23 protein-coding genes are annotated in these 24,214 nt (G+C 71.1%); 16 read left to right on the top strand and 7 right to left on the bottom strand.

Annotated elements, in window-relative coordinates; translation table 11 throughout:
* The first annotated feature begins 147 nt into the window (after window positions 1-147).
* From N5875_RS11535 to N5875_RS11515, 5 genes are all read left to right on the top strand, one after another.
* The gene (locus tag N5875_RS11535) at window positions 148-1,998 is read left to right on the top strand and encodes an acetolactate synthase large subunit (RefSeq protein WP_318207739.1); all 1,851 of its coding nucleotides are present in this window, start codon (window positions 148-150) and stop codon (window positions 1,996-1,998) included.
* Window positions 1,999-2,039: 41 nt separating this feature from the next.
* Entirely contained in the window at window positions 2,040-2,567 is a 528-nt protein-coding gene (gene ilvN / locus N5875_RS11530; protein WP_030216183.1) for an acetolactate synthase small subunit, read from the top strand.
* 147 nt (window positions 2,568-2,714) lie between these two features.
* Complete coding sequence (ilvC, locus tag N5875_RS11525; RefSeq protein ID WP_055602072.1) at window positions 2,715-3,716, top strand: ketol-acid reductoisomerase; 1,002 nt, start codon at window positions 2,715-2,717, stop codon at window positions 3,714-3,716.
* A gap of 237 nt (window positions 3,717-3,953) precedes the next feature.
* Window positions 3,954-5,543: a phosphoglycerate dehydrogenase gene (serA, locus tag N5875_RS11520; protein ID WP_318207738.1), complete on the top strand. Its 1,590-nt coding sequence runs from the start codon at window positions 3,954-3,956 to the stop codon at window positions 5,541-5,543.
* An 81-nt stretch (window positions 5,544-5,624) separates the two neighbouring features.
* Complete coding sequence (locus N5875_RS11515) at window positions 5,625-6,203, top strand: TetR/AcrR family transcriptional regulator (protein ID WP_338493456.1); 579 nt, start codon at window positions 5,625-5,627, stop codon at window positions 6,201-6,203.
* Between the two features lie 79 nt (window positions 6,204-6,282).
* Here the strand turns inward: N5875_RS11515 and N5875_RS11510 are convergent, their stop codons facing one another.
* From N5875_RS11510 to N5875_RS11500, 3 genes are read right to left on the bottom strand one after another with little or no spacing between them, the layout of a single operon-like run.
* Window positions 6,283-7,455, bottom strand: coding sequence for a DUF1266 domain-containing protein (locus tag N5875_RS11510; protein WP_338493455.1), 1,173 nt, complete (start codon window positions 7,453-7,455; stop codon window positions 6,283-6,285).
* Window positions 7,452-8,603 (bottom strand): DUF1266 domain-containing protein, encoded by a 1,152-nt coding sequence (locus N5875_RS11505; RefSeq protein WP_338493454.1) that lies wholly within the window; start codon window positions 8,601-8,603, stop codon window positions 7,452-7,454. Before N5875_RS11505 ends, N5875_RS11510 begins: the two co-directional genes overlap by 4 nt.
* A gap of 52 nt (window positions 8,604-8,655) precedes the next feature.
* Entirely contained in the window at window positions 8,656-9,777 is a 1,122-nt protein-coding gene (locus N5875_RS11500) for a helix-turn-helix domain-containing protein (RefSeq protein ID WP_318207734.1), read from the bottom strand.
* Between the two features lie 183 nt (window positions 9,778-9,960).
* Between N5875_RS11500 and N5875_RS11495 the strand changes: the two genes are divergently transcribed.
* From N5875_RS11495 to N5875_RS11485, 3 genes are all read left to right on the top strand, one after another.
* A complete protein-coding gene (locus tag N5875_RS11495) occupies window positions 9,961-10,887 on the top strand; it encodes a proline dehydrogenase family protein (protein ID WP_318207733.1) in 927 nt (308 codons plus the stop codon).
* Window positions 10,888-10,917: 30 nt separating this feature from the next.
* Window positions 10,918-12,549: an L-glutamate gamma-semialdehyde dehydrogenase gene (pruA, locus tag N5875_RS11490; RefSeq protein WP_318207732.1), complete on the top strand. Its 1,632-nt coding sequence runs from the start codon at window positions 10,918-10,920 to the stop codon at window positions 12,547-12,549.
* Window positions 12,550-12,677: 128 nt separating this feature from the next.
* Entirely contained in the window at window positions 12,678-12,914 is a 237-nt protein-coding gene (locus N5875_RS11485) for a hypothetical protein (RefSeq protein WP_318207731.1), read from the top strand.
* Here the strand turns inward: N5875_RS11485 and N5875_RS11480 are convergent.
* Window positions 12,904-13,797 (bottom strand): alpha/beta fold hydrolase, encoded by an 894-nt coding sequence (locus N5875_RS11480; RefSeq protein ID WP_338493451.1) that lies wholly within the window; start codon window positions 13,795-13,797, stop codon window positions 12,904-12,906. The genes N5875_RS11485 and N5875_RS11480 overlap by 11 nt on opposite strands.
* 114 nt (window positions 13,798-13,911) lie before the next feature.
* On the opposite strand from N5875_RS11480, the gene N5875_RS11475 reads away from it, so the two are divergent.
* On the top strand, window positions 13,912-14,448 hold the full coding sequence (locus tag N5875_RS11475; RefSeq protein WP_318207729.1) for a GNAT family N-acetyltransferase: 537 nt from the start codon (window positions 13,912-13,914) through the stop codon (window positions 14,446-14,448).
* Between the two features lie 7 nt (window positions 14,449-14,455).
* Here the strand turns inward: N5875_RS11475 and N5875_RS11470 are convergent, their stop codons facing one another.
* Together N5875_RS11470 and N5875_RS11465 are read right to left on the bottom strand one after the other, a co-directional pair.
* A complete protein-coding gene (locus N5875_RS11470; RefSeq protein WP_338493449.1) occupies window positions 14,456-15,199 on the bottom strand; it encodes a hypothetical protein in 744 nt (247 codons plus the stop codon).
* Entirely contained in the window at window positions 15,196-15,537 is a 342-nt protein-coding gene (locus N5875_RS11465) for a helix-turn-helix transcriptional regulator (protein ID WP_318207727.1), read from the bottom strand. Before N5875_RS11465 ends, N5875_RS11470 begins: the two co-directional genes overlap by 4 nt.
* Before the next feature lie 333 nt (window positions 15,538-15,870).
* Here N5875_RS11465 and N5875_RS11460 point away from each other — a divergent pair, with 333 nt between their 5' ends.
* The 3 genes from N5875_RS11460 (at window position 15,871) to N5875_RS11450 (ending at window position 18,471) form a co-directional block, all read left to right on the top strand.
* Window positions 15,871-16,002: a hypothetical protein gene (locus N5875_RS11460; RefSeq protein ID WP_260461862.1), complete on the top strand. Its 132-nt coding sequence runs from the start codon at window positions 15,871-15,873 to the stop codon at window positions 16,000-16,002.
* A gap of 80 nt (window positions 16,003-16,082) precedes the next feature.
* Complete coding sequence (locus N5875_RS11455) at window positions 16,083-17,123, top strand: 3-isopropylmalate dehydrogenase (RefSeq protein WP_338493446.1); 1,041 nt, start codon at window positions 16,083-16,085, stop codon at window positions 17,121-17,123.
* Between the two features lie 259 nt (window positions 17,124-17,382).
* Window positions 17,383-18,471, top strand: coding sequence for a branched-chain amino acid aminotransferase (locus N5875_RS11450; RefSeq protein WP_318207725.1), 1,089 nt, complete (start codon window positions 17,383-17,385; stop codon window positions 18,469-18,471).
* Between the two features lie 3 nt (window positions 18,472-18,474).
* Here the strand turns inward: N5875_RS11450 and N5875_RS11445 are convergent, their stop codons facing one another.
* Window positions 18,475-19,899, bottom strand: a complete 1,425-nt coding sequence (locus N5875_RS11445; RefSeq protein WP_338493444.1) for a cytosine permease — start codon at window positions 19,897-19,899, stop codon at window positions 18,475-18,477.
* A 148-nt stretch (window positions 19,900-20,047) separates the two neighbouring features.
* Between N5875_RS11445 and ureA the strand changes: the two genes are divergently transcribed.
* The 4 genes from ureA (at window position 20,048) to N5875_RS11425 (ending at window position 24,164) form a co-directional block, all read left to right on the top strand.
* Window positions 20,048-20,743 (top strand): urease subunit gamma, encoded by a 696-nt coding sequence (ureA, locus tag N5875_RS11440; protein ID WP_318207723.1) that lies wholly within the window; start codon window positions 20,048-20,050, stop codon window positions 20,741-20,743.
* Window positions 20,743-22,425, top strand: coding sequence for an urease subunit alpha (locus N5875_RS11435; RefSeq protein ID WP_318207722.1), 1,683 nt, complete (start codon window positions 20,743-20,745; stop codon window positions 22,423-22,425). The genes ureA and N5875_RS11435 overlap by 1 nt, the downstream gene beginning before the upstream one ends.
* Before the next feature lie 29 nt (window positions 22,426-22,454).
* Window positions 22,455-23,471, top strand: coding sequence for an agmatine deiminase family protein (locus N5875_RS11430; RefSeq protein ID WP_338493442.1), 1,017 nt, complete (start codon window positions 22,455-22,457; stop codon window positions 23,469-23,471).
* 147 nt (window positions 23,472-23,618) lie between these two features.
* Window positions 23,619-24,164, top strand: coding sequence for a TetR/AcrR family transcriptional regulator (locus N5875_RS11425; protein WP_318207958.1), 546 nt, complete (start codon window positions 23,619-23,621; stop codon window positions 24,162-24,164).
* Window positions 24,165-24,214: the final 50 nt, after the last annotated feature.

Genomic DNA, 24,214 nt, shown 5'->3' with positions numbered 1-24,214 from the left:
CGGCTGAAGCAGGGCCACGGCAGGCCCCGCTTGAAACGCACCCGACGCGCTCCCCTCGCTTGCCTCACGGCACGAGGGGTTTTTTGTTGCACTGGCTCACCCCAAAGTCGTCCCAAACCCTCGTAAAACCCTCTGCTTCGAGAAGAGATGCTGATGACCGAGCAGGCCACCGGGCACCATCCGCAGCCGCGGCCCCGTAACGGCGCGCAGCCCGCCACCACCGTCGAGTACGTCACGGGTGCGCAGTCCCTCATCCGTTCTCTCGAGGAAGTGGGCGCCGACACCGTCTTCGGTATCCCCGGTGGCGCGATCCTGCCCGCGTACGACCCGATGATGGACTCGCAGAAGGTCCGCCACATCCTGGTCCGCCACGAGCAGGGCGCGGGCCACGCGGCCACCGGCTACGCCCAGGCGACCGGCAAGGTCGGCGTCTGCATGGCGACCTCGGGACCCGGTGCGACCAACCTCGTCACCCCGATCGCCGACGCGCACATGGACTCGGTCCCCCTCGTCGCGATCACCGGCCAGGTCGCCTCGAAGGCGATCGGCACGGACGCCTTCCAGGAGGCGGACATCTGCGGCATCACGATGCCGATCACCAAGCACAACTTCCTGGTCACCAAGGCCGAGGACATCCCGCGGACGATCGCCGAGGCCTTCCACATCGCCTCCACCGGCCGCCCCGGCCCGGTCCTGGTCGACATCTCCAAGGACGCCCTCCAGGCGAAGACCACCTTCAGCTGGCCGCCGCAGACCGACCTGCCCGGCTACCGCCCGGTGACCAAGCCGCACGCCAAGCAGATCCGCGAGGCCGCCAAGCTGATCAGCGCGGCCAAGCGCCCGGTCCTGTACGTCGGCGGCGGCGTCATCAAGGCCGGCGCCACCGCCGAGCTGAAGATCCTCGCCGAGCTCACCGGCGCCCCGGTCACCACCACCCTGATGGCTCTCGGCGCCTTCCCCGACAGCCACCCGCTGCACGTGGGCATGCCGGGCATGCACGGTGCGGTCACCGCTGTCACCGCGCTGCAGAAGTCCGACCTGATCGTCGCCCTCGGCGCCCGCTTCGACGACCGCGTCACCGGCAAGCTCGACAGCTTCGCCCCGTACGCCAAGATCGTCCACGCGGACATCGACCCGGCCGAGATCGGCAAGAACCGCACCGCCGACGTCCCGATCGTCGGTGACGCCCGCGAGGTCATCGCCGACCTGGTCCAGGCCGTCCAGGCCGAGCACAGCGAGGGCAACAAGGGCGACTACACCGCCTGGTGGAGCGACCTGAACCGCTGGCGCGAGACCTACCCGCTCGGCTACGACCTGCCGGAGGACGGCAGCCTCTCGCCGCAGCAGGTCATCCAGCGCATCGGCCAGCTCGCCCCCGACGACACGATCTTCGCCGCGGGCGTCGGCCAGCACCAGATGTGGGCCGCCCACTTCATCGACTACGAGCGTCCGGCCACCTGGCTGAACTCCGGCGGCCTCGGGACGATGGGGTACGCGGTCCCCGCCGCGATGGGCGCCAAGGCCGGCATGCCCGACCGCCCGGTCTGGGCGATCGACGGCGACGGCTGCTTCCAGATGACCAATCAGGAGCTCACCACCTGCGCCCTGAACAACATCCCGATCAAGGTCGCCATCATCAACAACGGCGCCCTCGGGATGGTCCGCCAGTGGCAGACCCTCTTCTACAACCAGCGCTACTCGAACACCGTCCTGCACTCCGGCCCGGACGACGTCCAGGCGAACAAGGGCACCCGCGTCCCCGACTTCGTCAAGCTGTCCGAGGCCATGGGCTGTGTCGCCCTGCGCTGTGAGGACCCGGCCGACCTGGACAAGGTCATCGCCGAGGCCAACGCCATCAACGACCGTCCGGTCGTCGTCGACTTCATCGTCCACGAGGACGCCCAGGTCTGGCCGATGGTCGCCGCCGGCACCTCGAACGACGAGGTCATGGCCGCCCGGGGCGTCCGCCCCGACTTCGGCGACGGCGAAGACGACTGAAGCGCGGAACGAAGCAGAGCGAAAAGGAAGAGACCCAGACCATGTCCACCAAGCACACGCTCTCCGTTCTCGTCGAGAACACGCCCGGCATCCTCGCCCGGATCGCCGCCCTGTTCTCGCGCCGCGGCTTCAACATCGACTCCCTCGCCGTCGGCATCACCGAGCACCCCGACATCTCCCGCATCACCATCGTGGTCAATGTCGAGGACCTGCCCCTGGAGCAGGTGACCAAGCAGCTCAACAAGCTGGTCAACGTCCTGAAGATCGTCGAACTCGAGCCCAGCGCTGCGATCCAGCGCGAGCTCGTCCTGGTGAAGGTCCGCGCCGACAACGAGACCCGCTCCCAGATCGTCGAGATCGTCCAGCTGTTCCGGGCGAAGACCGTGGACGTCTCGCCCGAGGCGGTCACCATCGAGGCCACCGGTTCGAGTGACAAGCTCGACGCGATGCTCAAGATGCTGGAGCAGTTCGGCGTCAAGGAGCTCGTGCAGTCCGGCACGATCGCCATAGGGCGTGGTTCCCGGTCCATCACGGACCGGTCCCTCCGGGCCCTCGACCGCAGCGCCTGAGAGTCATAGCCCCAGAGTCATCGCCCCGGAGCCGTCGAAGGTCAACCGGCGGTCCATCCGCCGGTCCGACTGACGAGACCCGAAAACTTTCCTCCCGCTCCCCGCCGTACGGTGGGACGCAACACCAGCACCTCAAGGAGATACCCAGTGGCCGAGCTGTTCTACGACGACGACGCCGACCTGTCCATCATCCAGGGCCGCAAGGTCGCGGTGATCGGTTACGGCAGCCAGGGCCACGCCCACGCGCTGTCGCTCCGTGACTCCGGTGTCGACGTCCGCGTCGGTCTGCAGGAGGGCTCGAAGTCCAAGGCCAAGGCCGAGGAGCAGGGCCTGCGCGTCGTCTCCGTCGCCGAGGCGGCGGCCGAGGCCGACCTCATCATGATCCTGACCCCGGACCCGATCCAGGCCCAGGTCTACGAGGAGTCCATCAAGGACAACCTGAAGGAGGGCGACGCGCTCTTCTTCGGTCACGGTCTGAACGTCCGTTACGGCTTCATCAAGGTGCCCGAGGGCGTCGACGTCGCTCTGGTCGCCCCGAAGGGCCCGGGCCACCTGGTCCGTCGTCAGTACGAGGAGGGCCGCGGCGTTCCGTGCATCGCGGCCGTCGAGCAGGACGCGACCGGCAGCGCCTTCGCGCTGGCGCTCTCGTACGCCAAGGGCATCGGCGGCACCCGCGCCGGCGTCATCAAGACGACCTTCACCGAGGAGACCGAGACCGACCTCTTCGGCGAGCAGGCCGTTCTCTGCGGTGGCACCGCGGCGCTGGTCAAGGCGGGCTTCGAGACCCTGACCGAGGCCGGCTACCAGCCGGAGATCGCGTACTTCGAGTGCCTCCACGAGCTGAAGCTCATCGTCGACCTCATGTACGAGGGTGGCCTGGAGAAGATGCGCTGGTCGGTCTCCGAGACCGCCGAGTGGGGCGACTACGTCACCGGCCCGCGGATCATCACGGACGCCACCAAGGCCGAGATGAAGAAGGTCCTCGCGGAGATCCAGGACGGCACCTTCGCCAAGGAGTGGATGGCCGAGTACCACGGCGGTCTGAAGAAGTACAACGAGTACAAGACCCAGGACGAGAACCACCTCCTGGAGACCACCGGCAAGGAGCTGCGCAAGCTCATGAGCTGGGTGAACGACGAGGAGGCGTAAGCCTTCGGGGCGGGGGCCGGACGGTGTGTCCGGCCCCTGTCCATTTCGTTGGACACCCCGTCCAACCACGGACGGGTGATCCTTCCAACGAGGCGCATGAATGGCGCCGCCGCACCACTACACTCTCAACAACATTCGCGTTCAGGCCCACAGCGTCGTGCGCTTTCACGCGGCAAGCCCCCTCCACCGCCTGCGGCCGTCGGGACGGCCGTCCGCACTGGATCTGTGAGGACTCACGTGAGCTCGAAACCCGTCGTACTCATCGCTGAAGAGCTGTCGCCCGCCACCGTCGACGCCCTGGGCCCGGACTTCGAGATCCGGCACTGCAACGGCGCGGACCGCGCCGAACTGCTGCCCGCCATCGCCGACGTGGACGCGATCCTGGTCCGTTCCGCGACCAAGGTCGACGCCGAGGCCATCGCCGCCGCCACCAAGCTGCGGGTCGTCGCCCGTGCCGGTGTCGGTCTGGACAACGTGGACGTCTCCGCCGCCACCAAGGCCGGCGTCATGGTCGTCAACGCCCCGACGTCGAACATCGTCACCGCCGCCGAGCTCGCGTGCGGTCTGCTGGTCGCCACCGCGCGCAACATCCCGCAGGCCAACACCGCGCTGAAGAACGGCGAGTGGAAGCGCTCCAAGTACACGGGCGTCGAGCTGAGCGAGAAGACCCTCGGCGTCGTCGGCCTCGGCCGCATCGGCGTCCTGGTCGCCCAGCGCATGTCGGCGTTCGGCATGAAGATCGTCGCGTACGACCCCTACGTGCAGCCCGCCCGCGCCGCCCAGATGGGGGTGAAGCTGCTGGCCCTGGACGAGCTCCTGGAGGTCGCCGACTTCATCACCGTCCACCTGCCGAAGACCCCCGAGACCCTCGGTCTCATCGGCGACGAGGCGCTGCACAAGGTCAAGCCCTCCGTGCGGATCGTCAACGCCGCGCGCGGCGGGATCGTCGACGAGGCGGCGCTGTACTCGGCGCTCAAGGAGGGCCGGGTCGCCGGCGCCGGCCTCGACGTGTACGCGAAGGAGCCCTGCACGGACTCCCCGCTCTTCGAGCTCGACCAGGTCGTCTGCACCCCGCACCTCGGCGCGTCCACGGACGAGGCCCAGGAGAAGGCCGGTATCGCCGTCGCCCGCTCGGTGCGCCTGGCGCTCGCCGGTGAGCTCGTGCCGGACGCGGTCAACGTCCAGGGCGGTGTCATCGCCGAGGACGTCAAGCCGGGTCTGCCGCTCGCCGAGAAGCTCGGCCGGATCTTCACCGCCCTCGCGGGTGAGGTCGCGGCGCGTCTCGACGTCGAGGTGTACGGCGAGATCACCCAGCACGATGTGAAGGTGCTCGAACTCTCCGCGCTCAAGGGCGTGTTCGAGGACGTGGTCGACGAGACCGTGTCGTACGTCAACGCCCCGCTGTTCGCGCAGGAGCGCGGTGTCGAGGTGCGCCTGACGACGAGCTCCGAGTCGCCCGACCACCGGAACGTGGTCACCGTGCGCGGCACGCTCTCGAACGGCGAGGAGGTCGCGGTCTCCGGCACGCTGGCCGGCCCCAAGCACCTCCAGAAGATCGTCGCGGTCGGTGACTACGACGTGGACGTGGCGCTCGCCGACCACATGGTCGTGCTGCGGTACGAGGACCGTCCGGGTGTCGTCGGCACCGTCGGCCGGATCCTCGGCGAGGCCGGTCTGAACATCGCGGGCATGCAGGTGGCGCGCGCGGAGGAGGGCGGCGAGGCGCTCGTCGTCCTCACCGTGGACGACACGGTCCCGGCTCCGGTGCTCGCGGAGATCGCGGAGGAGATCGGCGCCGCTTCGGCCCGCTCGGTCAACCTGATCTGACGTACGCCCCGGCACAGCCTCGTACCCGGTCGATAGACGCTCGTCTTACACAAGCGTCTATCGGCCGGGTACAGTGCTGTCATGGGACACAAGGAAGACCTGCTCGAAGGCGCCAAGCGCTGCCTCCTGGAGAAGGGGTACGGGCGGACCACGGCCCGCGACATCGTCGCCGCCTCCGGCACCAACCTCGCCTCCATCGGCTACCACTACGGCTCCAAGGACGCCCTGCTCCAGCAGGCGTTCCTGGCCCTCACCGAGGAGTGGGGCGACGCGGTCGGCCCCACGGGCGGCGCCGAGGAGAAGCGGGAGCTGCCGGCCGACCCGTACCGGCGCTTCCACGCCGTGTGGGAGCAGGTGATCGCCGCGGCCGAGGTCAGCCGGCCCGTCTGGAAGCTCCAGACCGAGGTCGTCACCCGGCTCGACGACGACGAGCGGCTGCGCGACGCGATCAAGGAACCGCAGCGCGAGGGACGACTCGGCATGGCCGAGGGCTTCCTGGGCATCGACCCGGAGGCGGACCCGGAGAAGGCCCGGGTGGCCGGACTGCTCTGCCAGGCCCTCGCCACCGGCGTCATGATCCAGTGGATGGTGGACCCGGAGACGGCGCCGAGCGCGGACGACCTCACCGAGGGACTCAAGGTCCTGATGGGGCAGGAGTAGGCCGCCGCGGGAACGGGCGGGGAGCGGGGCCGGGTACGGCTCGCCGCCGGAACGGGCGGGGAGCAGGGCCGGGTACGGCTCAGCGCCAGGGGAGGTTTCGCCACGGACTGCCCTCGTGCTCCGTCAGGGCACGGTGGGCGGTCACGTTGTCCTCGTGGTAGGGGCCGTACTCCTCCCCGTCGAACCGCAGCACCCGCCCCAGCGCGTACCCCGCCGAGTACTCCTCCCACGACCCGTAGGCCGCGCGGGCGAGCGCGCCCGCGTGAACGATCGCCTGTTCGGCCTCCGGCGGCGCGCAGAACCGGGCCGTCAGACCCCAGCGGGCCATGTTCACCGCCCGGCCGTAGTCGTACGCGACCGTCTTCCGCACCCGCCCGTCCGGCGGCAGCAGCCCGTCGGCCCGGAACCGGGCCTCGTAGCGCAGGACGCGGCGCACCAACTCCTCGATGCGGCGTACCGCCGCCGAGCCCGCGCCCAGGTCCTGGGCGTGTCCCGCGGCCGTCTCGCGCCACTCGTCGGGCGACGGCGCCGCACCGCGCGCGAGCCGCAGCTCCTCCCGGACCCGGAGGGCGAAGTCCGGCTCCGGTGGGCTGTTGCGCCCGTCGAGGAGTGCGTCGAGCTGCTTGCGCCAGGCCTCGCGGTCGGTGACGCCCCACCCCTCGCGGAGCGTGTCGAGGATGATGGTGTACCCCATGTAGGCCGAGCCCACGTCGTTCCACGGGACGCCGTTGCCGAACGCCAGATGGGCGCCGCAGGCGAGGCCGAAGGCGAGGGGCCCGTGCAGCGGGCCGTGCCGCAGGGCGACGAGCCGGTCTCTCGACCCCCGCTCCTTCTCGGCGTACACCCGCAGCCACCCCGCACGGTGCTCGGGCGTGGTGGGCAGCAGCAACTCGCCGGGGGTGCCGCCGTTGACCGAGAGGAGAACCCGGTGGTCGCGCCAGTCGAACTCCGCGGCCCAGCGCAGGGTGACCTGGTGGAAGACCCACTCCGGATGCCAGGGCGGCAGCATCCCGCGGGTCAGGGCCGGTCGGACGACGAGCCCCTTGGCCGCCTGCTGGGGGTGCCACCGGACGGTGTCCGGGTCGGCGTCCACCTCGGCCCTGGGGGCGGCGATGAAGAGCTCGGCCCCGGCCAGGACGCGGACCTGCCCCGCGAAGTCACCGCGCTGCCCCGCCTCGTACAGCAGTTGCTCGGTCTCGGACGGCGGGATCCAGGGGGCGCCCCGAGGAGCGGGCGGACGGCGAGGGCTCATGACCACGGGATGTTCCGGTAGGGGCTCGACGCGTCCCGCGTGAGCGTGCGATGGAGCGTGAGGGATTCCTGGTACATCGGCTCGGCGTCACCCTCGTCGAAGTGGATCAGCCGGGCCAGCACGTAACCGAGCGAGAACTCCTCCCAGGAGCCGTACGCCCGCCGGGCCGCTTCGAGGACCCTGAGTACGGACTCCTCCGCCTCCCGCGGATCGCAGTACCGCGCGCCGAGCGCGAGCCGTACGACGTTCACGGCGCGGCCGTGGTCGAAGGCGGCGAGGGTGTCGACCCGGCCGTCCGGCGGGAGGAGGCCGTCGGCACGGAACCGCGCCTCGTAGTGGGTGATCCGGCGCAGGAACTCCGCGGCCTCGGCCCGGTCCTCGCCGTAGGGGTCGTCCCGCTCGAACGCGGCGGCGACCGCCGTCGCCCACTGCTCGCCGGTGGGGGCGGAGCCGAGCCGCGCGGTGAGGCTGCGCCGTACCCCGAGGACGGACTCGGGGACCCGGCCGACGAGCCGGGTGGCGATCAGGGTCCGCACCTTCTCCCGGAAGTCCGCGCGGTGGTGGACCGCCCAGGGGCTGCGCAGCCGGGCGACGTCCGTGGGGTAGTCCTCGTACTGGGCGCCGAGCCCGTTCCACACCAGGCCGTTGAGCACGGCGAGGTGCGCGCCGAGCGCGAGGGCGTGCGCGACCGGTCCGTGCAGATGCTCCCCGGCGTGGGTCAGCAGCCGCAGCCGGGCGGGTCCGCCGCCCCGCGCGCCCGCCTCCTGCCAGGCGCGCCGGTCTGCGGCGCGGGCGGGGAGGGTGGCCTCGTACGGGGTGCCCGGGTTGACCGCGAGCCACCACCGTTCGTGCTGCCAGGCGGCGGCGAGTCTCGGGAGGGTGGTCTGCTGGAAGACCCAGTCCGGGTGCCAGGGCGGCAGCATGCCCTCGGTCAGCACCGGTACGACGGTGCGCCGGGCGGTCTTGTCGCGCTGGGAGGGGAGGGGCGGGACGTAGCCGGGGGCGTCGGCGTGCACCCGGGCCTGGAGCACGTAGAGACGGGTCCGCCCGAGGACGTCCAGGACCGCCGCCCGGTCGCCGTGCGCCCCCGCCTCGTACAGCAGTTGCTCCGTATGTGTCGGCGGTGCCGCCCAACTCCCCGTGGTCATGGGGAGATCCTATAAACCGGCCCGGAGGGGCGGTCGTTCAGGACGTGCGGGCTCAGAGCCGCGCCGACTTCAGGGACATGTGGAGCAGCAGGCGGTCCTCGCCGTCGTCCAGGTCCAGGCCCGTGAGCTGCTCGACCCGGGACAGCCGGTAGTAGAGGGTCTGGCGGTGGATGCCCAGGGCAGCCGCCGTGCGGCCCGCCTGGCCCGCGTTGTCGAGGAACACCTCGGCGGTGCGCGCGAGTTCGGCGTGGGCGGGGGCGACGAGCGGGGCGACGACGGGGTCGACCTCGGGGTGGTAGAGCGCCGCGAGCAGGCGGTACGGGCCGATGCCTGCCCACTCCGCGACCGGGCCGAGGGTCGGCTGGGCCGTGGCTGCGCGGGCCGCCGTGTTGGCCTCGCGCCAGGCCGCCGGGAGGTCCGTGAGGCCCCGGCGGGGGTTGGCGACGCCGGCCGGGGCGGCGGCGCGCAGCCGGTCGCCGACCGCGCGGGCGGGGGAGAGGTCCTCGGGCGTGCGCAGCCGTACGAGGACGGCGAGGGACTCGCCGGACTCGCCCTCGGGGAGGACGGCGACCGCCGCCGCGGCGGGGACCGACCGGATCGAGGGGGCCTCGCCCTGCCAGGGGGTCACGCAGACGACGGTGTGCAGACCGTCCGCGCTGGGTCCGAGGGCCACCCGGAGCGCCGCGACGGCCATGTCGCTCTGCCAGCCGCGCCCGGCGGTCAGGGCCGCGGCGAACTCGCGCGAGAGGTCGGCGTCCGCGCGCTCCTCGTCGGCGAGGAGGTCGCCGATCCGGGTGGCGACCTCCATCGCGGCGGTCAGCCGGCCGGGAGTGGGGCCGGGCTCGGCGTCGAGCAGCCAGACGTACCCGAGGACGACCCCCCGATGGCGTACGGGCAGGCAGATGCGGTCCCGGAACACCCCGGCGTCCGGGGCGGCCGGGATGCGGACCGGGCCCGTCGCCCGGGTGATGCCGAAGCCCTCGAACCAGGCGCGGACCGCCGGGGTCGATTTCCGGGTCAGGATCGACCGGGTCCGGACGGGGTCCATCGCGGTGTCGTCGTCGCTGTCGTGGGCGCCGAAGGCGATCAGGCCGAAGTCGCGGTTCTCCAGCGTCGCCGGTGCGCCGAGCAGCGCGGAGATCTCGTCCACCAGTTCTTGGTAATCGCCCTTCACAGCGCCATTCTCGCACCCCCTCAGACATATGTATGAGATGCGGCCCACGGATGCGTGACAGCTGTAGATGGCGCACGATCGGACCGATCCATAGGTTTCACGGTGGTTCTTCGTGCTGTTCCCGTTTTCTTGCCAAAGATCGGGTAGAGCACCCTTCGTCACCCTGTCCTTCTGGAGGTACCCGTGCTGGGTCCCGTGATCCTCGCCGCGTCGCGCAGCGACAAGATGCGCCGTTTCGTGTCGGCCGCCCCCGGGACCAAGCAGGTCGTCGCCCGCTTCATCGCCGGTGAGTCGGTCGACGACGTCGTCCCGATCGTCCAGGAGCTGAGCGACCGCGGCCTGGAGGTCACCCTCGACGTCGTCGGTGAGGACATCACCACCGTCGAGCAGTCGTACGCCGCGCGCGACGCGTACCTGGAGCTCATCGGCCGGCTCAAGGAGCTGGGCCTCGGCGAGCGCGCCGAGATGTCCGTCAAGCTGTCGATGTTCGGCCAGTCCCTGGAGGGCGGCCACGAGCTGGCCCTCGCGAACGTCCGCCCGGTCGTCGAGGCCGCCGCCGAGATCGGCACCACGGTCACCCTGGACGCCGAGGACCACACCACCCTCGACTCGATGTTCGCCATCCACGAGGAGCTGCGGAAGACCCACCCGCAGACCGGCTGTGTCATCCAGGCCTACCTCTTCCGCACCGAGGACGACGCCCGCCGCCTCGCCGCGAACGGCTCCCGCGTCCGGATCGTGAAGGGCGCCTACAAGGAGCCCGCCTCGGTCGCCATCCAGGACAAGCCCGAGATCGACAAGGCGTACGTCCGGATCATGAAGATCCTGATGGACGGCGAGGGCTACCCGATGATCGGCTCCCACGACCCGCGCCTGATCTCCGTCGGCCAGGAGCTCGCGCGCCGCGCCGGGCGCAAGCTGGACGAGTACGAGTTCCAGATGCTGTACGGCATCCGGAGCGAGGAGCAGAACCGGCTCGCCGCCGAGGGCCACCGCATGCGCGTCTACACCGCGTACGGCACCGACTGGTACGGCTACTTCATGCGCCGCCTGGCGGAGAAGCCGGCCAACCTCCTCTTCTTCGTCCGCTCCATCCTCACCAAGGGCTGAGCCCACCTCTCACAAGGAGTTTCGAGACCCATGGACGCTGTCACCCAGGTCCCCGCTCCGGTCAACGAGCCGGTGCACAGCTACGCCCCCGGCTCCGCCGAGCGCCTCCGTCTGGAGACCAAGCTCAAGGAGCTGGCCGAGAACCCGCGCGAGCTGCCGATGACCATCGGTGGCGTCAAGCGCATGGGCGGCGGCGACGAGTTCAAGGTCGTCCAGCCGCACAACCACAAGGCCGTCATCGGTACCTTCCGCGGCGCCACCACGCAGGACGCCCAGGACGCCGTCGACGCGGCCCTGGCCGCGGCCCCCGCCTGGCGCGCGATGGCCTTCGACGACCGTGCCGCGATCATCCTGCGCGCCGCCGAGCTGCTCGCCGGCCCGTGGCGCGAGACGCTGGCCGCGTCCACCATGCTCGGCCAGTCGAAGACCGCCCAGCAGGCCGAGATCGACACCCCGTGCGAGCTCGTCGACTTCTGGCGCTTCAACGTGGCGTACGCCCGCCAGATCCTGGCCGAGCAGCCGCCGGCGAACTCGCCGGGCGTGTGGAACCGTCTGGACCACCGCCCGCTGGAGGGCTTCGTCTACGCGATCACGCCGTTCAACTTCACGGCCATCGCGGGCAACCTGCCCACCGCCCCCGCCCTCATGGGCAACGTGGTGGTCTGGAAGCCGTCCCCGACGCAGACCCACTCCGCCGTGCTCCTCATGGAGCTCCTGGAGGAGGCCGGCCTGCCGAAGGGCGTCATCAACCTGGTGACCGGCGACGGCATCGCCGTCTCCGAGGTGGCCCTGAACCACCCCGACCTGGCCGGTATCCACTTCACCGGTTCGACCAAGACCTTCCAGCACCTGTGGAAGACGGTCGGCACCAACATCGAGAAGTACCGCTCGTACCCGCGGATCGTCGGCGAGACCGGCGGCAAGGACTTCGTCGTCGCGCACCCCAGCGCCGACCGCGCCATCCTGAAGACCGCGCTGACCCGTGGCTCCTTCGAGTTCCAGGGCCAGAAGTGCTCCGCGTCCTCCCGCGCCTACGTCCCGGCCTCCATCTGGAACGACGGCTTCAAGGAGGAGTTCGCGGCCGAGGTCGACGGCATCACCATGGGTGACGTCACCGACCTGTCGAACTTCATCGGCGCCGTCATCGACGAGCGTTCGTTCGCCAAGAACAAGGCCGCGATCGACCGTGCCGCGGCCGACCCGACCTGCACGATCATCGCCGGTGGCACGTACGACGACTCGGTGGGCTACTTCGTCCGCCCGACCGTCATCGCCTGCACCGACCCGGAGAACGAGGTCTTCAAGGCCGAGTACTTCGGCCCGATCCTGGCGATCCACGTGTACGAGGACGACCAGTACGACGCGATGCTGACCCAGATGGAGTCGGTCTCGGACTACGCCCTCACCGGCTCGGTCATCTCCGGTGACCGCGCGGCGGCCGCGTACACGATGGAGAAGCTCCGCTTCGCCGCGGGCAACTTCTACATCAACGACAAGTCGACCGGCGCCGTCGTCGGCCAGCAGCCCTTCGGCGGCGGCCGCGCCTCGGGTACGAACGACAAGGCCGGCGCCCCGCAGAACCTGATGCGCTGGACGCTGACCCGCGCCATCAAGGAGACGCTGGTCCCGCCGACCGAGTACGGCTACCCGCACATGGGCTGACGCCCCCTGGGCCTCCGTGAGGCCCGCCCCTGACACCGCCCCCCTCCTGGACCCCCAAACCAGGACGGGGGCGGTTCTCATGCGGCGGGCTTACGCTGCTGGGAGGGGGCTCGGTGAGGAGGCACGACATGCCTGGTTCGACGACTCTCGGCCCCGGGCACGGCGTCGACGCGGTGGAGCACCTCGACGCGCTGCGGATGTTGTCCCTGATGAAGGAGCTGCACCGGCTGCTGACGGTGCCGGGACCCGACCGGCTCACGGACGCGCAGGTCGCGGCCCTGCTCGAAGCCGAGGGCCATCATCGAGAGGGCTTCACCGACTGGGTGGAGCGCATGGCCCGCGATCTGGAGAAGGCTACGGCCTGACGCCCACGCGCCGCGCGAGGAAGTCGGCGATCAGGGCGGCGATCTGCGGGGCGTGGGTCTCCAGGGCGAAGTGGCCCGTGGGGAGGAGGTGGATCTCGGCGTCGGGGAGGTCGCGGCGGAAGGCTTCGGCGCCCGCAGGGACGAAGACCTGGTCGCCCTCGCCCCAGACCGCGAGGAGCGGGACCCGGCTCGTACGGAAGTACTCCTGGAAGGCCGGATAGAGGGCGAAGTTCGAGCCGTAGTCGGCGATCAGGCCGAGCTGGATCGCGTCCTGGCCCTCGCGGGCCATCAGGGCGGCGTCGTGGTGCCAGGCGTCGGGGTCGAGGAGGTCGCGGTATTCGGCCGGTACACCGGTCTCGTACTGCCAGCGGATGCCGTCGAGGGAGCGGATGGCGCGGACCGGCTCCTCGGTCTCGGGGGTGCGTTCCGCGATCAGGGCGAGGACCGGTGCCCATGCCTCGGCGCCGAGACCCTCCTCGTAGGCGTTGCCGTTCTGGCTGATGATCGCGGTGATCCGCTCGGGATGGGCGAGGGCGAGACGCAGGCCGATGGGGGAGCCGTAGTCCTGGATGTAGAGCGCGAACCGGTCCAGACCGAGGGCCGCGGTGAACTCGGCGGTGAGTGCCGTCAGTTCGGCGAAGGTGTAGTCGACGTCGGCGGCGTCGGGAGCCGCGCTGCGGCCGAAGCCCAGGTGGTCGGGGGCGATCAGTCGGTAGGAGTCGGCGAGCCGCGGGATCAGGTCGCGGAACATGTACGAGCTGGTGGGGAAGCCGTGCAGCAGCAGGAGGACGGGGGCGTCGGACGGGCCCGCCTCGCGGTAGGCGATCTCGTGGTCGCGGACCTTGACGGTGCGGTGGCGGGTCGGCAGCACGGTGCTCGTCATCTCTAACCCCTTAAGTGCGTGTCACTGGTTATGGAACGACTCAAGCAGACGCTGGATAACCTGTCAATGGATGTTTGGTGGTTAGAGGCGGAGGCGGTGTGGGACGCTGGGCGCATGACCGTGAGGATCGCGCCCACCCATGAACTCGGGGCCGAGCGGCTCCACTCCGTACGCGAGCTGCTCGACGCCGCCTTCGACGGCGACTTCTCCGACGACGACTGGGACCACACCCTCGGTGGCGTCCACGCCTGGATCGAGGACGGCGACGGCATCGCCGCGCATGGCGCCGTCGTCATGCGGAGGGCCCTTCATCGTGGGCGTTCGCACCGCGTCGGGTACGTCGAAGGCGTCGCCGTCCGGGCCGATCTCAGGCGGCGGGGGCTCGGCGGGGCCGTGATGGCCGGGCTGGAGCGGGTCATCGACGGGGCGTACGTCTTCGGGGCGCTCGGCGCCTCGGACGACGGGGCCGCGCTCTACCGGGCGCGCGGCTGGAAGGTCTGGGAGGGGCGCCTGGAGGCGATGGGGCCCGAGGGGGTCGTCCGCCTCGCGGAGGAGGAGGGGTACGTCCTCCTGCGTCCGGCGGCCGGCCGGGCGCTGCCCGATCCGGCCGCCGCGCTCGTCTTCGACTGGCGGGACGGCGACGTGATGTGAGGGAGGGTCAGGAGGACTTCGGGCGGTCCTGGTCCACCCGCCCCTTGGCCGTCTCCAGGTGGGAGGTGACCAGGGCGAAGACCATGGAGGCGAGGGCGATGGTGATCGCGAGCCCGCCCGTGCCCAGCGTTCCGATGAAGGTCGCCGCCATCGCGCCGCCCACCAGGACGAGCCACACCGCGAGCGCCACCTTGCCGCGGCGGCTCAGGAACAGCTGCTGGAGCGGGGCCGCCGGCCGGGCCTCCAGGGCGCCCGCCGGGCCCGCCGTCGCCGCGCGCGGCCGCTTGAAGTAGCCGTACACCAGCCACTCTCCGCACAGCTCCCAGCCCTCGGGCTCCAGCTCGGCCAGGACCTTGGCGCGGCGCCGGGCGCCGATGACCTCGCGGCGGTACTCCCAGCGCAGCGCCGCCGTCGCGGAGCGGCGGCAGACGAACCGGCCGAGGGAGTCCAGGGACTCCACCTCCCAGCCCTGGTCGCCATGGACGGCGAGCATCCGGCGGTCGTTGAAGAGGTCCGCCGTCCAGGTCCAGCTCTCCGCCTTCCCGTCCGGCTCGCCCGGCAGCGGCGCGAGCCCGCCCAGCTGGGCGGCGAAGGCGTCGGCCGGCCCGAACTCCTCCTCCGGACGCGCCCCGGTCCCGGAGAGGTGTCCGCGCAGGTCCTCGACGGTGGCGGCGATCTGCTCCGCCGGCACTCCCGTGGTGCGCAGCGCGTCGGTGAGCTCGGTGAAGTAGCGGTCGGATTCCGTGGTCATGTGGTGCTTCCCCCTGGGTGGAGCGTGGTCTCGACGGCGCGGTGGAAGCGCAGCCAGTCGCGGCTTTCTGAGGCGAGGTGCTCGCGCCCCTGTGTGGTGAGCCGGTAGTAGCGGCGTCCCGGGCCGCGCTCGGCGGCGCGGAACTCGGCCTCCACCAGACCCGCTTCCTCCAGGCGGTTCAGTACGGGATAGAGCGTCCCGCCCTTGATCTCGCCGAGCCCCGCCTCGGCGAGCGCCTTGGCGATCTCGTACCCGTAACTCTCGCCGTCGGTCAGGCGGGAGAGGACGAGCAGGTCGAGGACTCCCTTGAGCCAGCTGGATCTGCGGTCTGCGGCCATGGGTGTATTGCAGCACCAGCTAGGTAGGAATGCAAACTAGATAGGAGAACTGGTTTTCCCCTCGTCCGCGAGCCGTGGGCCATCGCGGGCTGACGCGCCGTTCCGCGCCGTCTCAGATAGTAGGAAGTCCGAGTAATTGTGGAGACAGATGCGGGGACCTGTCCTAGCTTTGTAGAAGCCGAACTGCTCGCTCCATCAGCGAACGGCGGTCGAGAGCGCGACGCCCCTGTGCAGGCAACCCCTGCGGCGGCGCTCCCCGCCCCTGCCGGCACCTTCGATCACCACTGATCTCCGCACTTCGGATCACCACTGATCTCAAGGAGTCGATCCCTCATGGCAACTCAGACCGCCCGCCGCGTCCGCCACTCCGCCAACCGTCCCAGCGACGAGGCCCGCCAGAACGCCGCCGCCGCCCTCCAGCGCGCCCTCGACCGCCGTGACAACGGCGGCTCCACCGGTCACTGACACGGCTTCACCCGGATGGCGCTTCGTCCACATGATGGACGTGACGTGTCAGACGATGGGACGAAGAGTAGGGTGCCGACATGTCTCACAGCATCAATCTCGCAGTCATTCCCGGCGACGGCATCGGCCAGGAGGTCGTGGCCCAGGGCCTCAAGATCCTCGCGGCCGTCCTTCCCCAGGACGTGAAGCTGGAGACCGAGGAGTACGACTTCGGCGCCAAGCGCTACCACGCCACCGGTGAGACCCTCACCGACGCCGATCTCGACTCCCTCAAGAAGCACGACGCCATCCTGCTGGGCGCCATCGGCGACCCGTCGGTGCCCTCCGGCGTCCTGGAGCGCGGCTTCCTCCTGAAGCTCCGCTTCGCCTTCGACCACCACGTGAACCTGCGTCCCTCGAAGCTGCTCCCCGGCGTCGCCACCCCGCTCGCCGGGCAGCCCGAGATCGACTTCGTCGTGGTCCGCGAGGGCACCGAGGGCCCGTACACCGGCAACGGCGGCACCATCCGCAAGGGCACCCCGCACGAGGTCGCCACCGAGGTCTCGGTCAACACCGCCTTCGGTGTCGAGCGGGTCGTCCGTGACGCCTTCGCCCGCGCCCAGGCCCGCCCGCGCAAGAAGCTCACGCTGGTCCACAAGAACAACGTGCTGACCTTCGCCGGCCACCTGTGGACGAACATCTTCACCAAGGTCGCGGCCGAGTTCCCCGAGGTCACCACCGACTACCTGCACGTCGACGCCGCGACGATCTTCCTCGTCACCGACCCGGCCCGCTTCGACGTGATCGTCACCGACAACCTCTTCGGCGACATCATCACCGACCTCGCCGCGGCCGTCTCCGGCGGCATCGGCGTCGCCGCCTCGGGCAACATCAACCCGAGCGGCGAGTTCCCGTCCATGTTCGAGCCGGTCCACGGCTCCGCGCCGGACATCGCGGGTCAGGGCAAGGCCGACCCCACGGCCACCGTCCTCTCCGTCGCTCTCCTGCTGCGCCACCTCGGCTACGAGACCGAGGCCGCCCGGGTCGAGGAGGCCGTCGCCGCCGACCTCACCGAGCGCGGTGACCGTGTCCGTACGACGGACGAGATCGGCGACGCGCTCGCCGCGCGAGTAGCGAGCTGACCCGGCCGGACTGACATCCCACAGCAGCCGCCGGGTCGCCACAGCGCCCGGCGGCTGTCCCATGCGCGGCCCCGGGTGCCCCCATCGAACCCAGGACCGCGTACACCCGTTTCCCGCACCGGTCCCCGCGAGCGATAATCGGACGTGGGGCCGTGCCTTGCGGGCATGCTCGGACGTCCACCTCGTCAGGGACAAGCAGTCTCCGGCAGCGGCGTGCGCGCGCGGTCCTACCCACACAACCGGTGAAGGACACGCACTCATGACGACGCCCACGATCGAGCTCAAGCCCTCCTCCAGCCCGCTGTCCGCCGCGGAGCGCGAAGCGATCCTGGCCAACCCGGGATTCGGCCGCCACTTCACCGACCACATGGTCACCATCAAGTGGACCGAGGGCCGCGGCTGGCACGACGCCCAGCTCGTGCCGTACGGCCCGCTCGCACTCGACCCGGCGACGAACGTCCTGCACTACGCGCAGGAGATCTTCGAGGGCCTGAAGGCCTACCGCCGCCCCGACGGCTCGGTCGCCAGCTTCCGCCCCGACGCCAACGCCCGCCGCTTCCAGGCCTCCGCCCGCCGGCTCGCCATGCCCGAGCTGCCCGTGGAGACCTTCGTCGAGGCCTGTGACGTCCTCGTCCAGCACGACAAGGCGTGGGTCCCGGAGCACGGCGGCGAGGCCTCGCTCTACCTGCGCCCGTTCATGATCGCGACCGAGGTCGGCCTGGGCGTCCGCCCGGCCAACGAGTACCTCTTCGTCGTCATCGCCTCCCCGGCCGGCCCGTACTTCCCCGGTGGCGTGAAGCCCGTCTCCATCTGGCTCTCGGAGAACCGCGTCCGCGCCGTCCCCGGCGGCGTCGGCGACGCCAAGACCGGCGGCAACTACGCGGCCTCCCTGCTCGCGCAGGCCGAGGCCGCGGCGAAGGGCTGCGACCAGGTCGCCTACCTCGACGCCGTCGAGCACAAGTGGGTCGAGGAACTCGGCGGCATGAACCTGTACTTCGTGTACGGCAACAAGCTCGTCACCCCCACCCTCACCGGCTCGCTGCTCGCCGGCATCACCCGTGACTCGCTGCTCAAGCTGGCGGCGGACCTCGGTCTCGAGCCGGAGGAGGGCCGCGTCTCCATCGACCAGTGGCAGGCCGACTCCGCTAACGGCACTCTCACCGAGGTCTTCGCCTGCGGTACCGCCGCCGTGATCACCCCGGTCGGCACGGTCAAGTCCGAGCGGGGTGAGTGGCAGCAGTCCGGCGGCGAGCCCGGCGAGGTCACGATGAAGCTGCGCGACGCGCTGCTCGCCGTCCAGACCGGCAGGGCCGAGGACGTCCACGGCTGGATGCACGAGCTGGGCTAGCGGTTACTCCGCTGCTTCCACCAGGGCTTCCGGGGCCGTCACGGTCCCGGGAGCCCTGTTCGGCGTCAGGACCCCGTACAGCATGCCGCCCACGAGCCCCGACAGTACGAAGCTGCAGTCGATCCCGCCGGTCAGGGCGAGCAGCGGTCCCTCGTACATCGGCGTCGACACCGCGGCCAGGCCGACCGCCGCGCCGATCGCCCAGGAGGCGGTGGCGCGCGGGTGCCAGCCCGCCGAGAACCAGTAGATCCCGCCGCGCGAGCGCCGGTTGTAGACCTGAAGCGCCTCCGGGTCGTACGACCCTCCGCAGCGCACATGGCCGATCAGGGTGATCACCGCCCAGGGCGTGCCGATCGCCGTGAGGAGCAGGACGAACGAGGTCATCGCCGACTGCGCGTCCGAGGCGAAGTGGCCGAGGAAGACGAAGCCCGTCGCCACCGCCGCGACCACGAGCGTGGCGCGGGCCCGGGTGGCCCGGGGCAGGATGGCGTCCAGGTCGAGGCCCATCGAGTACAGCATCAGCCCGGCGTTGCCGACGGATCCGGCGGTGGCCGCGATCAGCAGCGGGACCAGGTACCAGGCGGGCGAGGCGGCGACCAGCGGTCCCGCGTAGTCGAGCCCGCCGCGGGCGGCGAGCGCCGTGAACGTACCGAAGAGCTGGGGGACCAGCAGCCCGACGACCAGGCCGAGACAGGTGGCCCGCCAGACGGAGCGGGAACCGTGCCGCGCGGGCGAGACGTACCGGGTGTAGTCGCCGAGCAGGGTGATGAAGGCGACCGGTCCGCTGAGGCCCGCCGCCACCGCCGAGAGCAGCCAGGTCGGCCAGAACGAGCCGAGCAGGTACGGGGTGTCCGGCACCGCCGCCGTCGTGAAGTCCCCTGCGTACGCGAGGAGTCCGAGGGCGAGGAGCACGGTCATGACGACGGTGAGCGCCTTGCTCAGCTTGAGCAGCAGCCGGTAGCCGTACACCGCGGCGACCGCCGTGCAGGCGGCGAGCAGCGCGTAGACGACGGCGTGCGAGGCGCCGCCGGTCGGCAGGCCGACGAGCCGGGCGAGCGTCCCCACCATCACGTCGCCGCCGATCCAGAGGGTCAGCGCGGTGTACCCGAGGGAGAGCAGCAGTCCGACCACCGAGCCGACCAGCCGGCCCCGTACGCCGAAGAAGGCGCCGGAGGAGGTGGAGAGGTTGGTGGCGGTACGGAGCGACACCAGGGCCAGCGGGGCGGTGACGGCGACGCCGACGAGGGTGCCGGCGACGACGGAGGTCACCGAGGCCCAGAGCCCGAGCCCGAAGGAGACCGGGAGCCAGCCGAAGACGATCACCCCCAGGCAGAGGTTGGACCCGAGCAGGATCGCGACGAGATCCCGGGGCCCGCTGGTGCGTTCGGCCTCGGGGACGGTGTCGACTCCGCGCTGTTCTATCGGCATGGGGACTCCTGGGGGGACGGGAGCGGCAGGCTACGGCGAGCATTTTTAGAGTGACGCTCAATGTGACCTGTGCCTGCACCCCGAGTCAATGCTTGGAAGAGAGCCTCTCAACATTTAGAGTGTCGCTCAAACAGGAGGTGTTTCGGACGTGCGACTGACCCCCACGGAACGCGACCGGCTGCTGCTCTTCGGCGCCGCCGAGCTCGCCCGTGCCCGCCGGGCCCGCGGACTGCGGCTCAATGTCCCCGAGGCGACCGCGCTCATCGCGGACACGGTCTGCGAGGCGGCCCGCGACGGCAAGCGACTCGCCGAGGCGATCGAGGCCGCCCGCTCGGTCCTCGGCCCCGACGACGTCCTGCCCGGCGTCGCCGACGTGGTCACCGAGGTCCATGTCGAGGCCGTCTTCGACGACGGCTCGCGGCTCGCGGTCGTCGCCGCCCCGATCGGCGGCGGCAGCCTGGGCGAGGCCGCGCCGGGCGCGCTGCTGCCCGGCCCCGGGCACCCGGCGTCGGAGCCGACGCTCACCCTCCCCGTACGGAACACGGCGACGGTCCCCGTGAGCGTCACCTCGCACTTCCACTTCTTCGAGGTCAACCCGCGCCTCGACTTCGACCGCGCCGCCGCCTACGGCATGCGCCTCGCCATCCCGGCCGGCGCCTCCTTCCGCTTCGACCCGGGCGGCGAGGCGGAGGTCGGTCTCGTACCGATCGGCGGCGCCCGCGTCGCCATCGGCTTCGCGGGCCTGGTCGACGGCCCGCTCGACGCGCCGGGCGCGCGGGAAGAGGCCCTGCGGCGCGCGGCGGCCTGCGGCTACCTGGGTGTCGAGAACGGAGACGAGAACTGATGGACCCGTACGAGTACGCATCCGTGCACGGCCCCCGGACCGGCGACCGTGTCGTCCTGGGCGACTCCGGGCTGGTCGTCCGGGTCGAGTCGGACTCCCAGCGGCCGGGGGACGAGTTCCTGGCCGGCTTCGGCAAGACCGCCCGCGACGGCCTGCACCTCAAGGCCGCGGCCGTCCGTGAGACCTGCGACGTCGTGATCAGCAACGTGCTGGTGATCGACGCCGTCCTCGGCATCCGCAAGGTGTCCATCGGCATCCGCGAGGGCCGGATCCACGCGATCGGCCGGGCCGGCAACCCCGACACCCTCGACGGGGTGGACGTCGTCGTCGGCACCGGCACCTCGATCGTCTCCGGCGAGGGGCTGATCGCCACCGCCGGAGCCGTCGACACCCATGTCCACCTGCTCTCGCCCCGGATCATGGAGGCCTCGCTCGCGAGCGGCGTCACCACGGTCATCGGCCAGGAGTTCGGCCCGGTGTGGGGCGTCGGCGTGAACTCGCCGTGGGCGCTGCGTCACGCCTTCGGCGCCTTCGACGCCTGGCCGGTCAACATCGGCTTCCTGGCCCGGGGGTCGTCCTCGGACCCGGCGCCGCTGGTGGAGGCGCTCGCCGAGGGCGGGGCGTCCGGCTTCAAGGTCCACGAGGACATGGGCGCCCACACGCGCGCGCTCGACACCGCGCTGCGGGTGGCCGAGGAGCACGACGTCCAGGTCGCCCTGCACAGCGACGGCCTGAACGAGTGCCTCTCGGTCGAGGACACCCTGCGGGTCCTGGACGGCCGTACCATCCACGCCTTCCACATCGAGGGCTGCGGCGGCGGGCACGTACCCAACGTCCTGAAGATGGCGGGCGTGCCGAACGTCATCGGCTCCTCCACCAACCCCACGCTCCCCTTCGGCCGCGACGCCGTCGCCGAGCACTACGGGATGATCGTCTCCGTCCACGACCTGAAGACCGACCTCCCGGGCGACGCCGCCATGGCGCGCGACCGGATCCGGGCCGGGACGATGGGCGCGGAGGACGTCCTGCACGACCTCGGCGCGATCGGAATCACCTCCTCCGACGCGCAGGGGATGGGAAGGGCCGGCGAGACCGTACGCCGGACCTTCGCCATGGCCGGAAAGATGAAGGCCGAGCTCGGGCCGATCGAGGGCGACGGCGCGCACGACGACAACGCGCGCGTGCTGCGCTACATCGCCAAGCTCACCATCAACCCGGCGATCGCCCACGGCCTCGCCCACGAGATCGGCTCGATCGAGGTCGGCAAGATGGCCGACATCGTGCTGTGGAAGCCGCAGTTCTTCGGCGCCAAGCCGCAGATGGTCATCAAGAACGGCTTCCCCGCGTGGGGGGTCGTGGGCGATCCGAACGCCGCCACCGACACCTGTGAACCGCTCGTCCTCGGACCGCTGTTCGGCGGGCACGGCGCCACGCCGGCCGACATCTCGGTCGCGTTCGTCGCCCAGGCGGCCGTCGACCTCGGTTCCGACCGGATGCCGACCCGCCGGCGCCGCGTCCCCGTACGCGGTACCCGCGGCATCGGCCCCGCGGACCTGCGGCTCAACTCCCGTACGGGAGACGTCCAGGTCGACGGCCGGACCGGCCTCGTCTCCCTCGACGGCGCGCCGATCCGCTCCGAGGCGGCCGACTCCGTCTCGCTCAACCGCCTCTACTTCCTCTAGTTCCTCTAGCTCCTCTAGGACCTTTCACCATGACCTACCGCATGCCCGCCGAGTGGATGCCGCACGAGCGCACCTGGATGGCCTGGCCGAGCCCCAACCCCACCTTCACCAACGCCGACGAGCTGGCCGAGGCCCGCACGGCCTGGGCGTCCGTGGCCCGTGCCGTACGCCGCTTCGAGCCGGTCACGATGGTGGTGGCCCCCGGCGACGCCGAGTCGGCCCGCGCCCTCGTGGGTGAGGACGTCGACCTGGTCGAGCGGGACCTCGACGACGCCTGGATGCGGGACATCGGCCCGACCTTCGTCACCGACGGCACCGAACTGGCCGCCGTGGACTGGGTGTTCAACGGCTGGGGCGGCCAGGACTGGGCCCGTTGGGAGCACGACTCGAAGATCGCCCGCCACGTCGCGGACGCGGCGGGCGTCCCGGTCCTCTCCTCGCCCCTCGTGAACGAGGGCGGCGCCATCCACGTGGACGGCGAGGGCACGGTGCTGCTGACCGACACCGTCCAGCTCGGCTCCGGCCGCAACCCCGGGTGGACCCGCGAGCAGGTCGAGGCCGAGATCCACGCCAAGCTCGGCACGACGAAGGCGATCTGGCTCCCGCACGGCCTCACCGGCGACTACGGCCTCTACGGCACCCAGGGGCACGTCGACATCGTCGCCGCGTTCGCCCGCCCCGGCACGGTCCTCGTCCACAGCCAGCAGGACCCGGCCCACCCCGACTACGAGCGCTCGCGGATGTACGTGAACATCCTGCGCGGCCAGACCGACGCCCAGGGCCGCCCCCTGGAGGTCGTCGAGATCCCGGCCCCGACCGTCCTCAAGGACGAGGAAGGCGACTGGGTCGACTACTCGTATATCAACCACTACCTGTGCAACGACGGCGTGGTCCTCTGCGCCTTCGACGACCCGCACGACGAACTGGCGGCCGAGATCTTCCGCCGCCTCTTCCCGGAACGCGAGGTCGTCCTCGTCGACGCGCGCACGATCTTCGCAGGTGGGGGCGGCATCCACTGCATCACCCAGCAGCAGCCGAGGGTCTGAGGCGGGGAGGGGATGAGGTAGAACGTACGAGTGACCCGCATGGACCCCTCCGACCCCTCCCGCCCCTCCGGCTCCGCCGCCCCGGCCTCCGCCCCCCGCCGGCGCAACCAGGCCGCGCCTCCCCGGGAGGAGCTGCTCGCCGCCGCCATGGGCACCATCGCCGAGCGTGGGCTCGACGGGCTCACCATGGCGGGGCTCGGGCGGCAGGTCGGGATGAGCAGCGGGCACCTGCTCTACTACTTCCGCACCAAGGACGAGCTGCTGCTCCAGACCCTGGAGTGGAGCGAGGGGCGCCTCGGCGCCGAGCGGAGCGCGCTGCTGTCCCGGCCGGGGACCGCACGCGAGCGGCTCGACGGGTACGTCGACGTCTACGTGCCCGACGGGCCGCGCGATCCGCACTGGATCCTCTGGCTGGAGGTCTGGAACCGGTCACAGAACGCCGACGCCGACGCCCGGATCCGCCAGGCCGCCATCGAGGGGGCCTGGCACCGGGACCTGGTCGCGATCCTGGCCGAGGGCGTCTCGCGCGGGGAGTTCCGGGCCGTCGACCCGGACCGCTTCGCCACCCGTACGAGGGCGCTCCTGGACGGCTTCAGCGTGCACGTCGCCGTGGGCGTCCCCGGTACCGGCCGGGAGCAGGTCCTGGAGCACGTGCGGGAGTTCATCGAGCAGGACTTGCTGGCGCGACCGTAACGCACGTAAGTACACGGGATCGTTGTCCGCTACACCCTTGTTGCCCGGCC

The sequence above is a fragment of the Streptomyces sp. SJL17-4 genome (assembly GCF_036826855.1).
GTDB lineage: Bacteria > Actinomycetota > Actinomycetes > Streptomycetales > Streptomycetaceae > Streptomyces.
Note: the sequence above shows the minus strand (reverse complement) of the source record. Positions and strands in the feature narration are given on the sequence as shown.